We start from the raw sequence: 13,819 nt of genomic DNA on the forward strand, positions 1-13,819 counted from the left end.
GTCAACGGCGAAAGTCTAAGTTGACCATGGTCAACTTTCGCAAACAGTCGCAGAAACCAACGTTCGAAGTGGGCCGCTAAGCGGCCCTACTATCCTCCTTGAGCGCTTGCAGCCCGTGCAGATATTCGGCTGCGGCCTGGGCTTTGGCGGCCGCGGTGATGATCGCCCGCTTGTCGTTCTTAAGCGCCTTGAGCCAGCTTTCCAGGTAGGTCGCGGTATTGTCGCGAGGATCGTGGGCCACTCCAAGATCGGCGCAGAGGAACGAAGCGGAGAGCTCGGCAACCAGCTCCTCGATGGCGTAGCTTTCACTACCGAATCGGCCGCTCAAGTCACGGTCGAGGCGATGCTTTGCGCCTGACCAATGCGACATCTCGTGCAGCAAGGTCGAGTAGAGGTGAACCTCGTCGACGAAGCGTGCCCGATCGGGCATGAGAATGTCGTCGGGGGCGGGACGATAGCAGGCGGTCGTTCCGCCGTAGGTGATCGCCGCGCCGGTGTTGCGGACGAAGGTTTCGACGGTCTCAAGATGCAGAACTGGCGTCGCCGGTAAATCCGCGGCCGGTCGATAGAACCGGTTTGGAAGGTTCTCGATCTGCTCGATATTGAAGACCGTGTAACCCTTGAGATAGGGGATTGCGCGCTCGTCGTCATCTTCCGGCTCCTTGGGGTTGAAGGTGCTGTATTTGACGACGAGGGAGCCCTTCTCGCCCTTGCGGACCTGGCCGCCGAGATCCTGAGCTTGGCGGTAGGTCATCCAGGTGTTTTCCTCGTAGCCGGCGAGCTCGCTTGCGAGCCAAAGCATCAGGACGTTGATCCCGCGATAGGCTTCGCCGGTGGCGCGGCGCGGAACGAGGGAGCCGCGGCTGTTTCCGCGCCAGGGCCGGATCCACGGCTTTGTTCCGGCTTCAAGCTGCTCGATGATGGCATCGGTGATGCGCTGGTAGGTGTCCTTGATGGTCTGCATTGCCGTCTCCTTCCGTTGGTTGACGGCAGAAAACGGAGATAGCCGAAGCGAGCCCATGCACCCGAAGGGCCGCAACAGAGTGGAGGACCGCGCCAGCGGTTGCGTGGGGGAGGGGCTATCGTAGCTTGTCCGTCAAATCACCCAACGGAAGGAGAGGGCGCAGAACATCGGCGCCTTCGGCTCACGGATAGCTCTTGCAGCTAAAGAGCCGGTGGGCAGGTTACCGCTCGCGATCGTCGTCATCACGCTCCCGACTGCGGTGTGCCGCCATTTGCGCCTCGATCGCCTTCAACTCCGGGTTATGGTCCAGCTGTGGCTGCCGTGCTGGCGCCGGCTGCGATTGCGCGTCCTGGGCCGGCTGCTCTCGCCTCACTCGGGAAAAGTCCGACCGGGCAGTGAAGGTGATCTCCTCCTCGTCTGGCAACTTCTCCGGCAGGTCCGCGCGATCCGCGACGACAATCCCTTGATCGGTCACAAGGCTGGCAACGCGATTGTCGTGGCCGAGAATCTGGCCAGTGATTTCTTCTCCGGCGCGGGCAGTGCGAACATGATGGTGCAGAGGCTCTTCACCGACCTCCCGCAAGTCTTCGAATGCGGATGGAATGGCCTCCCGACGGCCCGGGTTCATCGCGTCCTCAATGACGTGCTTCATCACGGGACTGGACGGGTCGTTCGTGGTCTCGATTGACGCCTCGATCATGCGCGGTTTGGTAATTACGGAGAAGTCGATCTCGTGGCCGTAATGGCGGCCAAGCTCGGAAATAAACGCTTCCTGGGCACGTCCATTTCCCTCTCTGAATGGATGCACATAGTTCAGCTCTGAGAGGACTCTTCCGGCCCGCTCAGCGAATTCCTCAGCCGTTGCATTGCGAAGGGCCTGCGGATCTCGGATCGGCTTCAGCGCCTCGTCCAGGCCCATTTCTAGGCGCGAGCCGGGCAGGAAGGACGTGCCGCCCTTAGAGAGGCTACCGATCGGCTCTACGCGCTGCCCCTCAACAATCGGACTTTCGTTTCGCGTATGACCGGCCCATTCGTACACATCCTGAAAAATGTAGCCGTGGATCGCCTTCAGGTGGGCTTTGTCAAAATTGCCTTTCGGGCCGTCGCCTTCAGCAATTTCCTGCATCCGCACCGCGGTCGCGCGATACTCTTTCACGCGCAGCTCGGAATGGGTTTCAATGCCCCATCTGTTTTTCAGAACGTTCGACCGGTCTGGATCATCCGACGTGTTGGGATAGGTGTAGGAGCCTTTGGGGCGCTCGTCAGCCATGGCGAAGCTCAACAAAAAGCCGCCAGCTCTAAGCAGGCGGCCTTCTGCTCTTGAAGGTTGATCGGGAGGTTATCTGACAGGCGGCTCGATCATGAGCTGCCGGTATTCCTCGCGGGTGATGTCGCCGGCGACATACCGCGCGGTCGCCTCCTCGAGGGCAGGATCGTGAACGTAGCCCTGCCGGATATTGGCAGCGCGCGCCTGCTCAGCGGCCTTGCGCCGCTTCTCGATCGCTTCCGGGGAACGATCCGGACGGCGGGAATGAACGTTCATCGGCAAATCTCCAGTTACGAGCCACCTTAGCAAGAAAAATGCTGAAAATCCAGCAATTTGCGGGATTTTCCGGCCTTTCGAAGGTGAGCGCCCGGCTACTAGCCGGGCGCTGTGAGCGGATTAATCGCGCGGTTCCCATTCGATGATCGCCTGCAGGGAGGCATCGTCCTGGCCGGGGAACCGGCCGAGATTGGCGTTGTAGCGAAGCTTGCGGATCGAGAGGGTGTAGTACGGCTTGCCGTCCTGGTTCTCTTTCTTCCAGATGCCGCCGACCTCGATGTCATGGCCGCGCGGTGACTTGGCGTAGACGCGGTGCGTCGGGGCCTTTTCATTGTCGGACTCGAACGGCACGACCTTGATGTCCATGTCGCGGTCGATAGTGGAGATGAGGCCGGCGCCCTTTGCGGTGTCCAGGTTGTCGCCGTCGAACTGGATGTAGTTGGTGATGTTCATGTCTTTCACTCCTCTTTGGTGGTTGCAATGATCGTTCCAAAGGCACGGCGGAAAGCGGTGCGCACCGTAGGCCGGAGCGTGAGCGGAGGAGGCGAGAGGACGCAAAAATTTGCTTCGCGAGGAAGCCGAAGGCGGGGAAATTTTTGTGGCGTCCGCTTTGCGTAAACCGCGTCGACGTGCGAACGAGCGTCAAAAGCAACCGCCCTGGAGGAGTGTGGCTTGAACCGTTTTGGCAACGTTTCCCCGTTTGTCAGCGACGTACCAACCGCACAATTTGCAGCAATATTATCCAATGGCGCGACCTGATCAACAGATTTTGCGGCGATTCCGATGACGACACTGAAGCAATATGCTTCGCACGCCGTCGGCGCCACTGCTCCGTATTGGCTATCTCGCGGGTCATTGGTTCCCGGAAGGTTTGGAACGACGATAGACGTGCGGGCTCTCGATCTCGGCCGACCACATGCCAAAGCCATTATCGCGGGCACGGTTCTCGGCCTGGCCGTACTCGACCTCGCTGATCGAGTGGGTCGCCGGCAGATACCGTAGCATTGCCTCCGCCAGTCCTGCCTTCACCATCGCAAGGCCGATATCGACGTCTCCAATGAAGCATTGGCCCACCAGGCGGCGATACTGATCCTGATCGATGATGTCGCAGCGAACGTGCTGGCCGTCGATCATTTTCCCAAGATAGCTGCGAGCTGCGACGCCACAGCGCCATAACTTCCCGTCTTTCAATCCGGTCTGGCCGCGCTCGCAAGCATCGATCGCCGCTATCCTGATTCGCTGATTCCGGATGCTGATGGTGTCGCCATCGATCACGCGGGCACGACCGGAATAATCCGCCGCCTCCGCCGAACCGTGACCGATGACAAGGGCGGCGAAAAGCGCCGGCAAAGCGTTACGTCTCAATGTCTGACCTCCGTGGAATTTCGGGCGGCGAGCCCGAAGACAGAGCGGGCGAGATGCAATTCGCCCGCTCTAGCGCGGTCCGTCATAGCCCGCAAATACCCTCCCGGCGAGCTGACTTCCTGCCGGTCGTATTTCTCGAGTGTCACGGCGACGGCGACGGCGGCTTGCTGCTCGCCCATCTGCTCGACGGCGCGGGCGCGGGCATCCTCGGAGATCCCGGCAAACCGGCACATCAGCGGCACGGCCCGCGTTAGGTCGGCCCAACTGCTGGGGGCAAACCCGTAGGTCTTCAGCGCTGGCACCGCCCTAAGCACGTCTTGCAATGCCACCATTGCCTGCCGCAAGCGCCGTGGCTTGTTGATTTCGCTCCGGCCTCGCCTCAGGCTTTCTTCAAAAGCCCATTTGCTGGCGGAGCCAGCCTTAGGCGAATTGAGTTGTTCGGCGTTAGTCGAACGCCGTTCCTGATTACTCTCGTCAAAGGGATGAGAGGTTGTAATCTGTTTGTGCATGCCGTTTTCGGCATGCGGGCATGTCATATTTTGCGTTTCTTGCGCTTCTGCCGATCGGCGCGGGAGCTCCATCATCCGCTCTATCAACCACTCCAGAAGAGCCGTTGCCCGGCGTAGCACGCGACTCGATGCCTTGCCGGCGATTCCGACAATGTTGCTCACCCGCTCGATCCGGGCGCCGATACGGCTCAAAGAATCCTCCGAGAGACGCGCGGCGGCCGAGAGGGCATAGCGAGCATTGCGAAGCGCCCCGCGGTAGCGCCGTAGCGCCGCGTCGGCGGCTTTCTTCTGAGCCCGAACCTGTCTCACGAGCTCGTCAAGCTCGGCATATCGCACGATCAGGATGCGAAGGTCGATTCCGCAACCGTCCGTGATCTCGCCGTCGCCATTGCGGATCGGATAGCGCTTGTAGTTGCCGCTGTCCTGCATCGTGATCAGGCCAGCGTCGAAGAGGCTGGATAGCATGCGGCTGACGCGACCGACCGAACGGCCAATTTCGAAGGCCAGTTGCTGGTTCGACTTGAATACGATCGGACGGCCGGACCGGTCGAATGATTCAGCGGGAACCGTATTGATCAGCGCGGCCAACAGGTGGCTTTCGGTCCCGTTGATTAGCCCTGTGCATGTCAGGCTTTGAGCAAGCACGGCCAATTGGGCACGCGTCACGGTTCCGATATCCGCCGACTCTGCCAGACGCCGGAATTGCGCACGCTGCGGCGTTATCCTGCGGCCGATTGGCCGCTGATGAATTTGGGTATTCCCCATTCCTCGTCTCCACTTAGGGACCAGGCAAAGCTTCGCCGTTCACCAAAAAGGTGCTTTTGCAATTGACAGGGAAGGGAGGGTCTGCGAGAAAGGATTCGGCTAATTTATTGACTCATAGACCCCGCTTCCGGACTTGTTCGGGAGCGGTTTTTCTTTTCTGGTCGGGCTGTCATCTCCGTGAAATTTGATCAGAATGCGTGAGCGCCGGAATCACGAGTGATTCCGCCATTTGAAAAATAACCTCATAAACCAAACAGGTGCAACAACGTGCTACACGCAAAAGCCTGCAAGGCGCGTGTTAAACCGATAATTCCTCTATTTCTTAGTGGCTTGCCGCATTTTTGCTGATCTTAGAACGCCGCCTTTGGGTCCCAAAGCTGAAGCAATTTGATGCACAACAGTTCCTGAAACGCAAGAAAACCCGGGCGGGAAGGGGAGTTTGAGGGGAGGGGGAATCGGGCCTCCCCTCAACATGATAGTGGGCCAGGTCGATCCTGGCCCACGGTCATCGGCGGTTGTGAAGCGGGAAGGGCCGATCACGCGGGAGGAATGTGACCGGCCCGCGACTGATGTTACTCAGCCGCTTGGGGGAACTGCTCGTTTTCGGCGATGCTCTCGGCTTCAAGCTCCTGCTCCGGCTCGGCGGGGGCTATGCGCACCGGGGCCGGTATCCAGCCGGTTCCGGCAAGGAGGCGATCTGCGATCGTGACGGCTTCGGACTTTTTGGCGGCGGCTCTCACCGACAATTCCGCTTCGCTGCCTCTCGCCTCGGCCACCGTAAGTTCAATGGTCGTGCGGTTGACGTGTTTGAAATAGCTGCCACCGGTCGTCTCGAACCAATCTGGCATGTTCACCTTGAGCGCTCGGCCAAGCTGGTTCGCCTGCTCGACACCCTTCTTGCGGTCTGTAAATTTCTTCTCCACCGCATTGACCGAGTGCGCCGCGCCGAATGCGAGAAGCATCATCACCATGTCTTGCGGCTGCTCCAACAGCCATTCGAACAAATCGGCAGGGTTTCCCGGCAGGTGATGGCCGTAGTTATCCGCAAGATCGTTGAAGGCGGAAAGCCCCTTGCAGCTTTCGGAGTCCTTCATCGAAGGCTCCAAGCGTTCATGCGTGAGCGACAACTGTAGAGCGCTCTGCTCCGAATTGTACGGATAGGCCACGCGCAGCAGCATCGCGTGAACGACGGCAACAAGCGCCACGCCCGGATTATTTGCCAGTTCGATACGCAAAGCAGCGGTCTTGTGAGCAGTCAGGTCCTCGATCAGCGCGGCGGAATGGCTGATGCTCGGTGCCTTGGGTGTTGCCGCGCTGCTGGCGCTCGGCAAGCCTTCACCGTCCTCATCTCCCGCCGACTCGACTTCTCCCGGCTTCACAAAGCCGCGCTCGATGGCAAGCCGACCGCAATAGTCGAGGAACACGAAGGTTCCCGCCTGTTCCAACGCCTCCGGGCTATAGGCTTCCGATCGGGCCTTAAGAGTGTCGATCCGCTTTTCGACGTCAGACAGCTTCGCCTCTGCCTCGTCGTCGGCCATACCGCTTTCAATCAACTCGGCAAGCTCGTCATATTCTGCCTGTGCGGCATCAAGCGCCGCCTGATCTTCTTCGGAAAGAGGAAGAGCCTCGGGATAGTGGCGCTTCATCGCATGATACCCGGCAGGGGCCGTGGCGGAGCACTCGACCCATTTCCAGCCTTCGGCACGAACGGTCGCGGCGGCCGTCTCGAGCTTTTCAGCCACGAGTTTTTCGACCAAAGCAACGTCCATCGCGTAACCGGCGTTTCGCTCGTCAAAAAGCTCGCGCTGAACCTGTCCACCGGCTTGCTCGTAAGCCTCCAGCCCGCCGATGAACTGCACACGCTTATCGGTCGCCGGAATCATTTCCTCGGTCAGCGCTCGCCGGATCGAATGAGGGTCGCGGTTCCAAGAAGGAAGCGAGTTCCAAACGGTCACCTGCCTTTCGTGATCATCGCTGACCGTGAAGGCCGATAGCTGCGCAAAGCTCATGTCCTCGGCGCGGAACTGCTGCAAAAGGATCGGCGAAACGCGCGCGAGAGCCAGCCGCTTGCGGACAATGGTTTCGGTCGTGCCGAACCGAGCGGCAATGTCGGCAATGTCTTTTCCCTGTCTGGCCAGTGCGTCAAATGCCTCGTACTGGTCGACCGGGTGCATTTCCTCGCGCATGACGTTCTCTGCGAGGCTGATTTCCGTGGCGATCTCCCCTTCGCGTTCCTTGCACTCGACGGGGTAATCCTTGGCAATCTCGCCCGCCTCGGCCAACAGATTGAGCGCAGCCAACCGGCGGCCACCGGCGACGACGAAATAGCGGCCCTTCTTGTCGCCCTTACGAACAACGAGGTTGTGCAGAAGCCGGTAGCCGTCGGCGCGAATGTTCGCAGCCAGCGCCTCGATACCCTCGACGCTGTAGGTCTTGCGCACGTTCCTCGGATCGGCGTCGAGCTTGCTCAATGCAACGGTTATGATGTCAGTCATGATGGTTCCCTTTTCCCTATTTCCCGCGAAGCGGCCTCATGCCCGAAGGGGCAGGAGCCCCGCTCCTGCTCCCGAGCTCGCGCGGAGCAGCGGGGGAGAGGGGGGGCAAGGTGACAAATCGGAGGGGGATCACCCGCCCGAGGCCAAAGCCGAAGGGGCGGCGCAGGATCCGTACCTTCGGATCCGCGTCGATCCTGCACGGAGCGAGCCGAAGGCGAGAGGAGGAAGGACGGGGAGACCGATTTTCGCCTTGTTGGGGGAGAGGCGGGCAGAGCCCTCTTTCCCCCTCAAAAGCAAACAATGAGCATACCAGGCGCAGGCGCAGCCGAAGCCAGTTCGCGCATTGCTGACCGGTTAAAAGGGCAGCCGCAGGAGGTTTAAGCGAAGCGCCGCCCGAAGGGCGGAAACTGGGACCGACTGCCCCCGGCAAGCGGTTCCGTGTGGCATTCCGCCTCTGGTGCCGGCGTTTCCCACAAGCCTCCGGCAAACCCTACGGCGCTACCTGACGGGCGCGGGTTGCCTTCGGCTGCTCCGCTCGCTGATGCTCGCTGCGGCCGCTTGTGCCGGCTATGCCGGCGCGGCTGGAAAACGCCTCGCGTTCGATGACGCAGCGTTGGGTTCCCGCTAAAAACAACAGTAGGGGAATCAAATCGTGATAACGAGGTGGTCAGGCGGATACAAAACTTTTCAATAGGTGGAGAGCCACCGCTCGGCGCGAACCCTCGGAACGACCGCAATGCGGACGAAGCCGTCATTCGGCCACGAGCAGATCCCCCCACCTAATCGTGAGGAAAGGCTTCGCGGTTTTGGGAAGCTTCGAGCGATCGACCATCCGGGATGAGACTTCAAAGTCCGCATTGATCTTCACGACGAGCAGCTTGCTGAAGTTACCTGATAACTTCACGACAACCTCGTCCTTGGACTTGAACGGGGTGATGGTCTTGATCTCAACGTGATCATTGCCAAGCCTACCATCAGAACCCTGCGCATAGTTCTTGTTCAGCTTTATTCCGTAGGTGATGGCGCCGAAGAGTTCCCCAATGTCTCCGTACACATTGAGATGACGACCTGTCTCAAGGTGGTAGCTTTCTGCCAGCGACAAGAGATCCTGAAAATACGGAATCAAAGATCTTATCGCATTAGGATACTTTGCTCGCCACTCCTGGTATCGGAGTTGCTCTTCCACGTCCGACCAGGAAACCCACTCTCCATCGTCATAGAAAGCCCGACCCCAGATATCATCTTCCATTTCACACCTCTTGGAAGTCCGAACTGTACCGGAGCCGATCAGCAAGATGCGGTCAATATGAGCGCTTTGGGGTCGAAGCAGTTCTTTGCTCAACGGCTGCACAGGGTGGCAGACCGTCATTCGTCTAGCCCGTTGGAACGACCAGATTGCGAGGCGACATTCAATGCAAGCACGACATTCGAGGCATAGCGACTGCCATACGAAATATGTAACATATTCCCTTGACTCGCATCGAGAGATAATGTTACATATTTTCTATGATACTCGCATAGGAGAAAGCGATGATGCCTGTAGTCAGAATCAACGATGCAACTTTTGCTGATATCAGCACGCTCAAGACGTGGTTCGGGACCAAGTCGCCGAGCGAAACCATCGACCGCGTCGTGCAGGAGGTGATGGAGCAACTCGGGATCGAACGCGATGACGAAGCGGCGGGCGCTCCTGTGGCGTCAACTGATGGCGCTTTGGTGTTCGACACCGCGCCCAGCCTTACCTTCACCAAGCCGATGAGGGCGACAATCAACGGCAAGCCGATCCAGAACCCCAACTGGGCATCAATCCTGCACATGATGATCGCGCACGTGAAGGCTAAGGGGTTCGAGGGCGAGAAGCTGGTTCGGGAACTGGGCGTTCCGTCTAAGGCTGCCAACTACGAGGACGATGGCTACAGATACTTCCCCGAACTTGGCATTTCGGTGCAGGGGCAGTCGGCAGTGGATGCGTGGAAAGAAGTTGATCGGCTCGCCAAAAAGTGGCGAATCCCAGTCAACGTCGAATTCGTCTGGCGGCAGAACCCTAAAGCTCAACACCCCGGCAAGGCGGGCGTTCTGCGGTCGGGCAATTCATAAAAGCGAGGGCGCGGGTAGGGCGGTGGGTTTCCTCCGCCTGCACAGTTCGCCTGGCGGCTCACGCCGGCCGCTCGCAGCCCCACCGAGACCGGCGCGACTGGAAACGCTTTTGGACCTGCAATAAGGCTTCAATGCCTGCTATCGGACAGTGGAATGCCCTTTAGATGGGCGAAAATGCGAAACCAGAATTGGTGGTCAGCCTCGCGACGATCGACGTAGGCCTCAAGCGCGCAATGAGCCACGGCCGTTGTGGCATCGACACCGTAGAGCTCTACAGCGGCTTCGATGGCGCTCTCCTGATCGAAATTACCTGCAAAGATGCTTTTCACGCAGTCATACCTCATTTTCGTTGATGGTCTTTGCCTTAGCTGGCCTGTCCCATGAACCGCATGCCGTCGTCTGTCCACGAGATGGATGTTCGACTTCCTGCAAGCGGTCCACCCAGGAGGACAGACGTGTTGATCTCGACCAGGCCGTGATCGAGGAGAACGCGAAACCGGCGCCACGGAAGGTCGATTTCCTCGCCCCGGGCGATCAGCGCCATGTCCTCCTGAACCTGCTGAATCGCGTTGCTCGTCATGGTCACGAAGTCTTCCATTGTTGGTTGACGTCCAATGCTCACCCATTCAATCTGAGATTTCAAGCACCGGGACGCAATATCCGGCGGCACGCGGGCCACGGCGGAAAGCCGCGCCCCGCGTGCAGGGCGCGGCCTTCTCACTTCGGCTTGTTGTCGTTGTCGGCTTTGGCCTTGAAGTCGCACTGATAGCTGACCTCGACCTTTGCGATGGGCGGAAGCGAGACCGCGACCGAGATATTCAACTGGCCCTTATGGGACAGTTTGGAGACTTGCCGATTGAGGTAGAGGCGAAGGCGGCGGCCGGTCTTCTGGCAGAAGGTTACGAGCGTTTTCATGAGGTGGATCCTCGTTAGTGGTTGTGCGTAATCGCGAAGCTCGAATACGGCAGGCACCGCCGAGTGCACCGCGAAGCGGTCGCAACAGAGCAAAGCGGAGAGGAGAACCTTTAGGGTTGCACGCCAAGGCTGGGCGTGGCGTATCGTGCGCAGCATTAGATTGCGTACAGCCACTAAGGAGATGCCGGGAAGCGCGGCCTTCGTAGCCCCGGCCGCCGCCTTCGCCGTCAATCGGCAAGTCGCCATCCAGCCGCCAGGCCGGATCTCGGTCGCGGTTTCGCTGCAGTGGGTCAGGCCCTCACCAGGTCTTCAACGGCCGACAACGACAAGAAGTCGAAGTGAGCCGGCCCGCTCACGCGGGGCGGCCGCCGTGGATGGGGAGGGGAGCACGAGGGGAGGGGTGTCAAGGGCGCCCCTCGTTCCGTTCCTGGCCCGCTCGATGCGGGGTTGGAACGGCCGGGGCGCTTTGAAGTTGGAGAGAAAATCGCTATATTGAGTTCCGGAGTGGGGACGAGCCGTGCGGCCCGCCCCCGTTTCCTAGAGCCAGAATTGGACTCGGATCCGCACTTGCCAGGTGGTCCGGGTCCTTTTCACGTCTAGGGTGATGCTAAGTGGTAGGAACCACATGCAGCACCTCCGGTTCGAGGGCGAGGCCGTCGCCTCGGTCGGGGTGGCCCATCCTCCCCGAACGCGCCGCTGGCTCGGCGCTGCTGCTTCCGCCCTCGAAACTGATCTCTACGTTTTACCGCACTATGCCGAGTCGTTCACCAAGGCTCGGCGGGTGCGGCGGTCCCGCTTCCTTGAGCATCGCCAGCATCATTTCCCTCGTCAGGCCGCGGACCTCGTAGCCTCGCGCCCGGGCGGCCTCGATGATGGATTCCAAAGTCGGATTTTCCTCAATGAACGCGCCCAGCCAAAGAGCGCATTCGTCAGTTTCCGGGTCTGGAAACGCCTGTAGAAAGAAGGTCCGCAACGGCCGATCGTAGCCGATCGTCCCTTCCTCGTCCGTTGTCGTCCCGTTCGTGATCTGCACAGTGTATCGGCTCAACTTCCGCTCCTGTAGCTCATGCTGCGGGCCGCGCCGTCGAATAGCGCGGCCAATCTTTGGTTGCGTCATTAATAGCGTCCACACGTTTTCTAAAGCCGGAAATGCGCGACCAACGCCTGATTTGCGCGGTGGCAGGCAAGCGCGTAGGCGACGATTTGCGCGATCAAATCCGGATCAGCCGCGCCCGCCCTTTTCGCCCTGTCGGCGAAGTGCTCGGCGAGCTCGCGGTCCTCCTCGCCAACGTGCTTGTTGCCGACAGTCCATGAAATCTGTGCCCTCGGCACTTCGAGCCGGGGCTTGACGGGAAGGGCGGAAATCAGGCCCTTCCGGGTGCTTGCTGCGGCTCCGGCCTTCTCCGCTTCGGCGGCGGTCGGGAAATAGGCCATAACGAGCTTGCATCGCTGCGCCTCGGCGGCGCCCATGAAAGCGTGCGCGCCGTCTTCGGTCTTGTAGAGGCTCCAATCGGCAGCAGTGCCGCCGAACATGGGGTCGCCCTTGCCGCAAAACTCCACCACGCAATAGATCGTCTGGGTCATCGGACTGTCCTTTCCTTGAATGGGGCGAGGTGATCAGGCGGCGCTGGCGCCGCTGATCGTCTTCAGCACGCGCTGCGCGGCGTAGCGTCCGGCCTCGTTCAGGTGCCGTTGCCATGCGCCCTGCGACGGTGACCAGCGGAAGCCGTTCGCCTTCAGCACGCGCCGCGTCGGGTCGTCGGGCTTGCCGGGAAAGAGCAACTGGATTCGCGCAATGTCGGCGTTCTCCTTGATCTCGACGGCTCCGACGTCCGTTTCGACCTCTTCGCTTTGGTTGCCGCGCTCCTTCATCCGTGCGAGGGCCGCAAGGCGCTGCTGCAAGCGGCGAAGTTCGGCGCGGCTGTTGGTCGTGCTGAAACCGCGTCGGGACTGCCACGGCGCTAGTTTGATGCCTCTGGCTGCGGCTTCGGGAGAAAGGCCGGTGTTCGCCGCGACAGCAGCAATCATGTCCTCTTCCGTCGCAAGGTCTTTCTCAATGCGCCGGATGATCGCGTTCGCGGCCTTCATCCGGTCGATGGAAAGAGCGGTCTCCTCGATGCGCGTCATGATCCGCTGCAAGGCGGCCGGATCGCCGGAACGGATCGGCTCATCGTCCGTGCCGTGCGGGAACGCCTTCCGCTTCGCTGCCTTTCTGGCCGTCGCTTCGTGCGCCTTCAGATCGGCGCGGCGGGCGTCGGATATCTTCATGCGCCTTTCATTGCGGGCGACAGGGAAGCGGGCAGGGCCGGTGATAAACCAATTCATGCAGCGGCCTTCCGCCCCCCAATAGCGCCGCGTCAGATCGACGTGACGGCGGGCGAAAGCTTCGATTTCCGGCTCCGGAATCCGCTCGGCGGCTTGGTCCCAAAGCTCCACGACATAGGCGGCAAACCGGTTCAGCCGCTCAGCCAGGTCGGCAAGCTCGGTCTTCGCGCGCCGGTCGGGGAAGTGGGTGAGGGCGTGAAACTGCGCCTCGATGTCCTCCGCCGCAATGGTTGCGGCGAAGGTTCCTGCGACGATGGCGAGGATGTTGTTGTCTAAGGCAGCGATTTTCATCATGCCTCTCCCTCGACAAGGGTAGGGGCGCGGCGCTCGATGCGGCATTGCAAACCTGCGAGCGCACCGGCGATGATGATACCGCCCGGCGAAATCTCGTCTGCCTTCGCGAAAACCGGGTCCAGGACCGGGCGGCAGCATTTGAAATGCTTGGCTGCATCCTCAAGGCTGATCAGCGGCGACGTGTACGGATCGCGACCGTCGCCACCGACGAGAACGATCTTGCCGGCGATCGGCTGCGGGAAACCTTCAAAGATGGTGAAGGCGGTCAGGCCGTCCTTCAGCCCTTCCTCATCGACAAAAAGCGTGTGTCGCTCGTCGAAACGCACGACTTCGAGCAGTCGGCACCCGATGATTGCATAGATCGGCCGGATGCCCATATCGACCTGAAGCTCCACCGGCCTAAAAATCGTGGTCTCCGGGTCCAGCACATATGCGGTGTTTGCTCGTACCATTTTCTAGCCCTTTCCTTTCCGCGAAGCGGTCTAGCTCTTGCCCGAGGGGCAGGAGCCCCGCTCCTGCTCCCCGAGCTCGCGCGGAGCAGCGGGAG

The 13,819-nt window shown here is 60.3% G+C and carries 16 protein-coding genes; 1 reads left to right on the forward strand and 15 read right to left on the reverse strand.

Features of this window, described 5'->3' with window-relative positions; genetic code table 11:
- Window positions 1-76 precede the first annotated feature (76 nt).
- The 8 genes from FN060_RS02745 to FN060_RS02780 form a co-directional block, all read right to left on the reverse strand.
- A complete protein-coding gene (locus FN060_RS02745; protein WP_142586787.1) occupies window positions 77-964 on the reverse strand; it encodes an ArdC family protein in 888 nt (295 codons plus the stop codon).
- A 220-nt stretch (window positions 965-1,184) separates the two neighbouring features.
- Complete coding sequence (locus FN060_RS02750) at window positions 1,185-2,234, reverse strand: Fic family protein (protein WP_142586788.1); 1,050 nt, start codon at window positions 2,232-2,234, stop codon at window positions 1,185-1,187.
- Window positions 2,235-2,303: 69 nt separating this feature from the next.
- Window positions 2,304-2,507 carry an antitoxin VbhA family protein gene (locus FN060_RS02755; RefSeq protein ID WP_012881325.1) on the reverse strand — a complete coding sequence of 68 codons (204 nt, stop codon included), beginning with the start codon at window positions 2,505-2,507 and terminating at the stop codon, window positions 2,304-2,306.
- A 120-nt stretch (window positions 2,508-2,627) separates the two neighbouring features.
- Window positions 2,628-2,960, reverse strand: coding sequence for a DUF736 family protein (locus tag FN060_RS02760; protein ID WP_027991192.1), 333 nt, complete (start codon window positions 2,958-2,960; stop codon window positions 2,628-2,630).
- A gap of 399 nt (window positions 2,961-3,359) precedes the next feature.
- Entirely contained in the window at window positions 3,360-3,857 is a 498-nt protein-coding gene (locus FN060_RS02765; RefSeq protein WP_142586848.1) for a thermonuclease family protein, read from the reverse strand.
- 11 nt (window positions 3,858-3,868) lie between these two features.
- Window positions 3,869-5,146 carry a plasmid replication protein RepC gene (gene repC / locus FN060_RS02770; RefSeq protein WP_142586789.1) on the reverse strand — a complete coding sequence of 426 codons (1,278 nt, stop codon included), beginning with the start codon at window positions 5,144-5,146 and terminating at the stop codon, window positions 3,869-3,871.
- Window positions 5,147-5,718: 572 nt separating this feature from the next.
- Entirely contained in the window at window positions 5,719-7,641 is a 1,923-nt protein-coding gene (locus FN060_RS02775) for a ParB/RepB/Spo0J family partition protein (RefSeq protein ID WP_142586790.1), read from the reverse strand.
- A 751-nt stretch (window positions 7,642-8,392) separates the two neighbouring features.
- On the reverse strand, window positions 8,393-8,890 hold the full coding sequence (locus tag FN060_RS02780; protein ID WP_142586791.1) for a hypothetical protein: 498 nt from the start codon (window positions 8,888-8,890) through the stop codon (window positions 8,393-8,395).
- A gap of 281 nt (window positions 8,891-9,171) precedes the next feature.
- On the opposite strand from FN060_RS02780, the gene FN060_RS02785 reads away from it, so the two are divergent.
- Window positions 9,172-9,738 carry a T4SS efffector SepA family protein gene (locus FN060_RS02785; RefSeq protein WP_142586792.1) on the forward strand — a complete coding sequence of 189 codons (567 nt, stop codon included), beginning with the start codon at window positions 9,172-9,174 and terminating at the stop codon, window positions 9,736-9,738.
- A gap of 128 nt (window positions 9,739-9,866) precedes the next feature.
- On the opposite strand, the gene FN060_RS02790 is transcribed toward FN060_RS02785, so the two are convergent.
- The 7 genes from FN060_RS02790 to FN060_RS02820 form a co-directional block, all read right to left on the reverse strand.
- Window positions 9,867-10,067, reverse strand: coding sequence for a hypothetical protein (locus FN060_RS02790; RefSeq protein WP_244665677.1), 201 nt, complete (start codon window positions 10,065-10,067; stop codon window positions 9,867-9,869).
- Between the two features lie 35 nt (window positions 10,068-10,102).
- Window positions 10,103-10,318, reverse strand: a complete 216-nt coding sequence (locus FN060_RS02795; RefSeq protein WP_244665683.1) for a hypothetical protein — start codon at window positions 10,316-10,318, stop codon at window positions 10,103-10,105.
- 137 nt (window positions 10,319-10,455) lie between these two features.
- Entirely contained in the window at window positions 10,456-10,653 is a 198-nt protein-coding gene (locus tag FN060_RS02800) for a trans-acting factor B (RefSeq protein WP_142586795.1), read from the reverse strand.
- A 742-nt stretch (window positions 10,654-11,395) separates the two neighbouring features.
- The gene (locus FN060_RS02805; RefSeq protein ID WP_142586796.1) at window positions 11,396-11,701 is read right to left on the reverse strand and encodes a hypothetical protein; all 306 of its coding nucleotides are present in this window, start codon (window positions 11,699-11,701) and stop codon (window positions 11,396-11,398) included.
- A gap of 89 nt (window positions 11,702-11,790) precedes the next feature.
- Window positions 11,791-12,237: a hypothetical protein gene (locus FN060_RS02810; protein WP_142586797.1), complete on the reverse strand. Its 447-nt coding sequence runs from the start codon at window positions 12,235-12,237 to the stop codon at window positions 11,791-11,793.
- 33 nt (window positions 12,238-12,270) lie between these two features.
- Window positions 12,271-13,269 (reverse strand): hypothetical protein, encoded by a 999-nt coding sequence (locus tag FN060_RS02815; protein ID WP_244665678.1) that lies wholly within the window; start codon window positions 13,267-13,269, stop codon window positions 12,271-12,273.
- Window positions 13,269-13,724 carry a DUF3846 domain-containing protein gene (locus tag FN060_RS02820; RefSeq protein WP_142586799.1) on the reverse strand — a complete coding sequence of 152 codons (456 nt, stop codon included), beginning with the start codon at window positions 13,722-13,724 and terminating at the stop codon, window positions 13,269-13,271. Before FN060_RS02820 ends, FN060_RS02815 begins: the two co-directional genes overlap by 1 nt.
- Window positions 13,725-13,819: the final 95 nt, after the last annotated feature.

It is taken from the genome of Pseudorhizobium halotolerans (assembly GCF_902153235.2).
GTDB lineage: Bacteria > Pseudomonadota > Alphaproteobacteria > Rhizobiales > Rhizobiaceae > Neorhizobium > Neorhizobium flavum.

Excerpts from the sequence above, each read along its gene's own strand:
- FN060_RS02755 (WP_012881325.1), bottom strand. The coding sequence starts at position 2,507 with ATGAACGTTCATTCCCGCCGTCCGGATCGTTCCCCGGAAGCGATCGAG.
- FN060_RS02745 (WP_142586787.1), bottom strand. The coding sequence starts at position 964 with ATGCAGACCATCAAGGACACCTACCAGCGCATCACCGATGCCATCATC.
- FN060_RS02785 (WP_142586792.1), top strand. The coding sequence starts at position 9,172 with ATGATGCCTGTAGTCAGAATCAACGATGCAACTTTTGCTGATATCAGC.
- FN060_RS02815 (WP_244665678.1), bottom strand. The coding sequence starts at position 13,269 with ATGAAAATCGCTGCCTTAGACAACAACATCCTCGCCATCGTCGCAGGA.
- FN060_RS02775 (WP_142586790.1), bottom strand. The coding sequence starts at position 7,641 with ATGACTGACATCATAACCGTTGCATTGAGCAAGCTCGACGCCGATCCG.
- FN060_RS02800 (WP_142586795.1), bottom strand. The coding sequence starts at position 10,653 with ATGAAAACGCTCGTAACCTTCTGCCAGAAGACCGGCCGCCGCCTTCGC.
- FN060_RS02795 (WP_244665683.1), bottom strand. The coding sequence starts at position 10,318 with ATGACGAGCAACGCGATTCAGCAGGTTCAGGAGGACATGGCGCTGATC.
- FN060_RS02780 (WP_142586791.1), bottom strand. The coding sequence starts at position 8,890 with ATGGAAGATGATATCTGGGGTCGGGCTTTCTATGACGATGGAGAGTGG.
- FN060_RS02820 (WP_142586799.1), bottom strand. The coding sequence starts at position 13,724 with ATGGTACGAGCAAACACCGCATATGTGCTGGACCCGGAGACCACGATT.
- FN060_RS02760 (WP_027991192.1), bottom strand. The coding sequence starts at position 2,960 with ATGAACATCACCAACTACATCCAGTTCGACGGCGACAACCTGGACACC.
- FN060_RS02750 (WP_142586788.1), bottom strand. The coding sequence starts at position 2,234 with ATGGCTGACGAGCGCCCCAAAGGCTCCTACACCTATCCCAACACGTCG.
- FN060_RS02810 (WP_142586797.1), bottom strand. The coding sequence starts at position 12,237 with ATGACCCAGACGATCTATTGCGTGGTGGAGTTTTGCGGCAAGGGCGAC.
- repC (WP_142586789.1), bottom strand. The coding sequence starts at position 5,146 with ATGGGGAATACCCAAATTCATCAGCGGCCAATCGGCCGCAGGATAACG.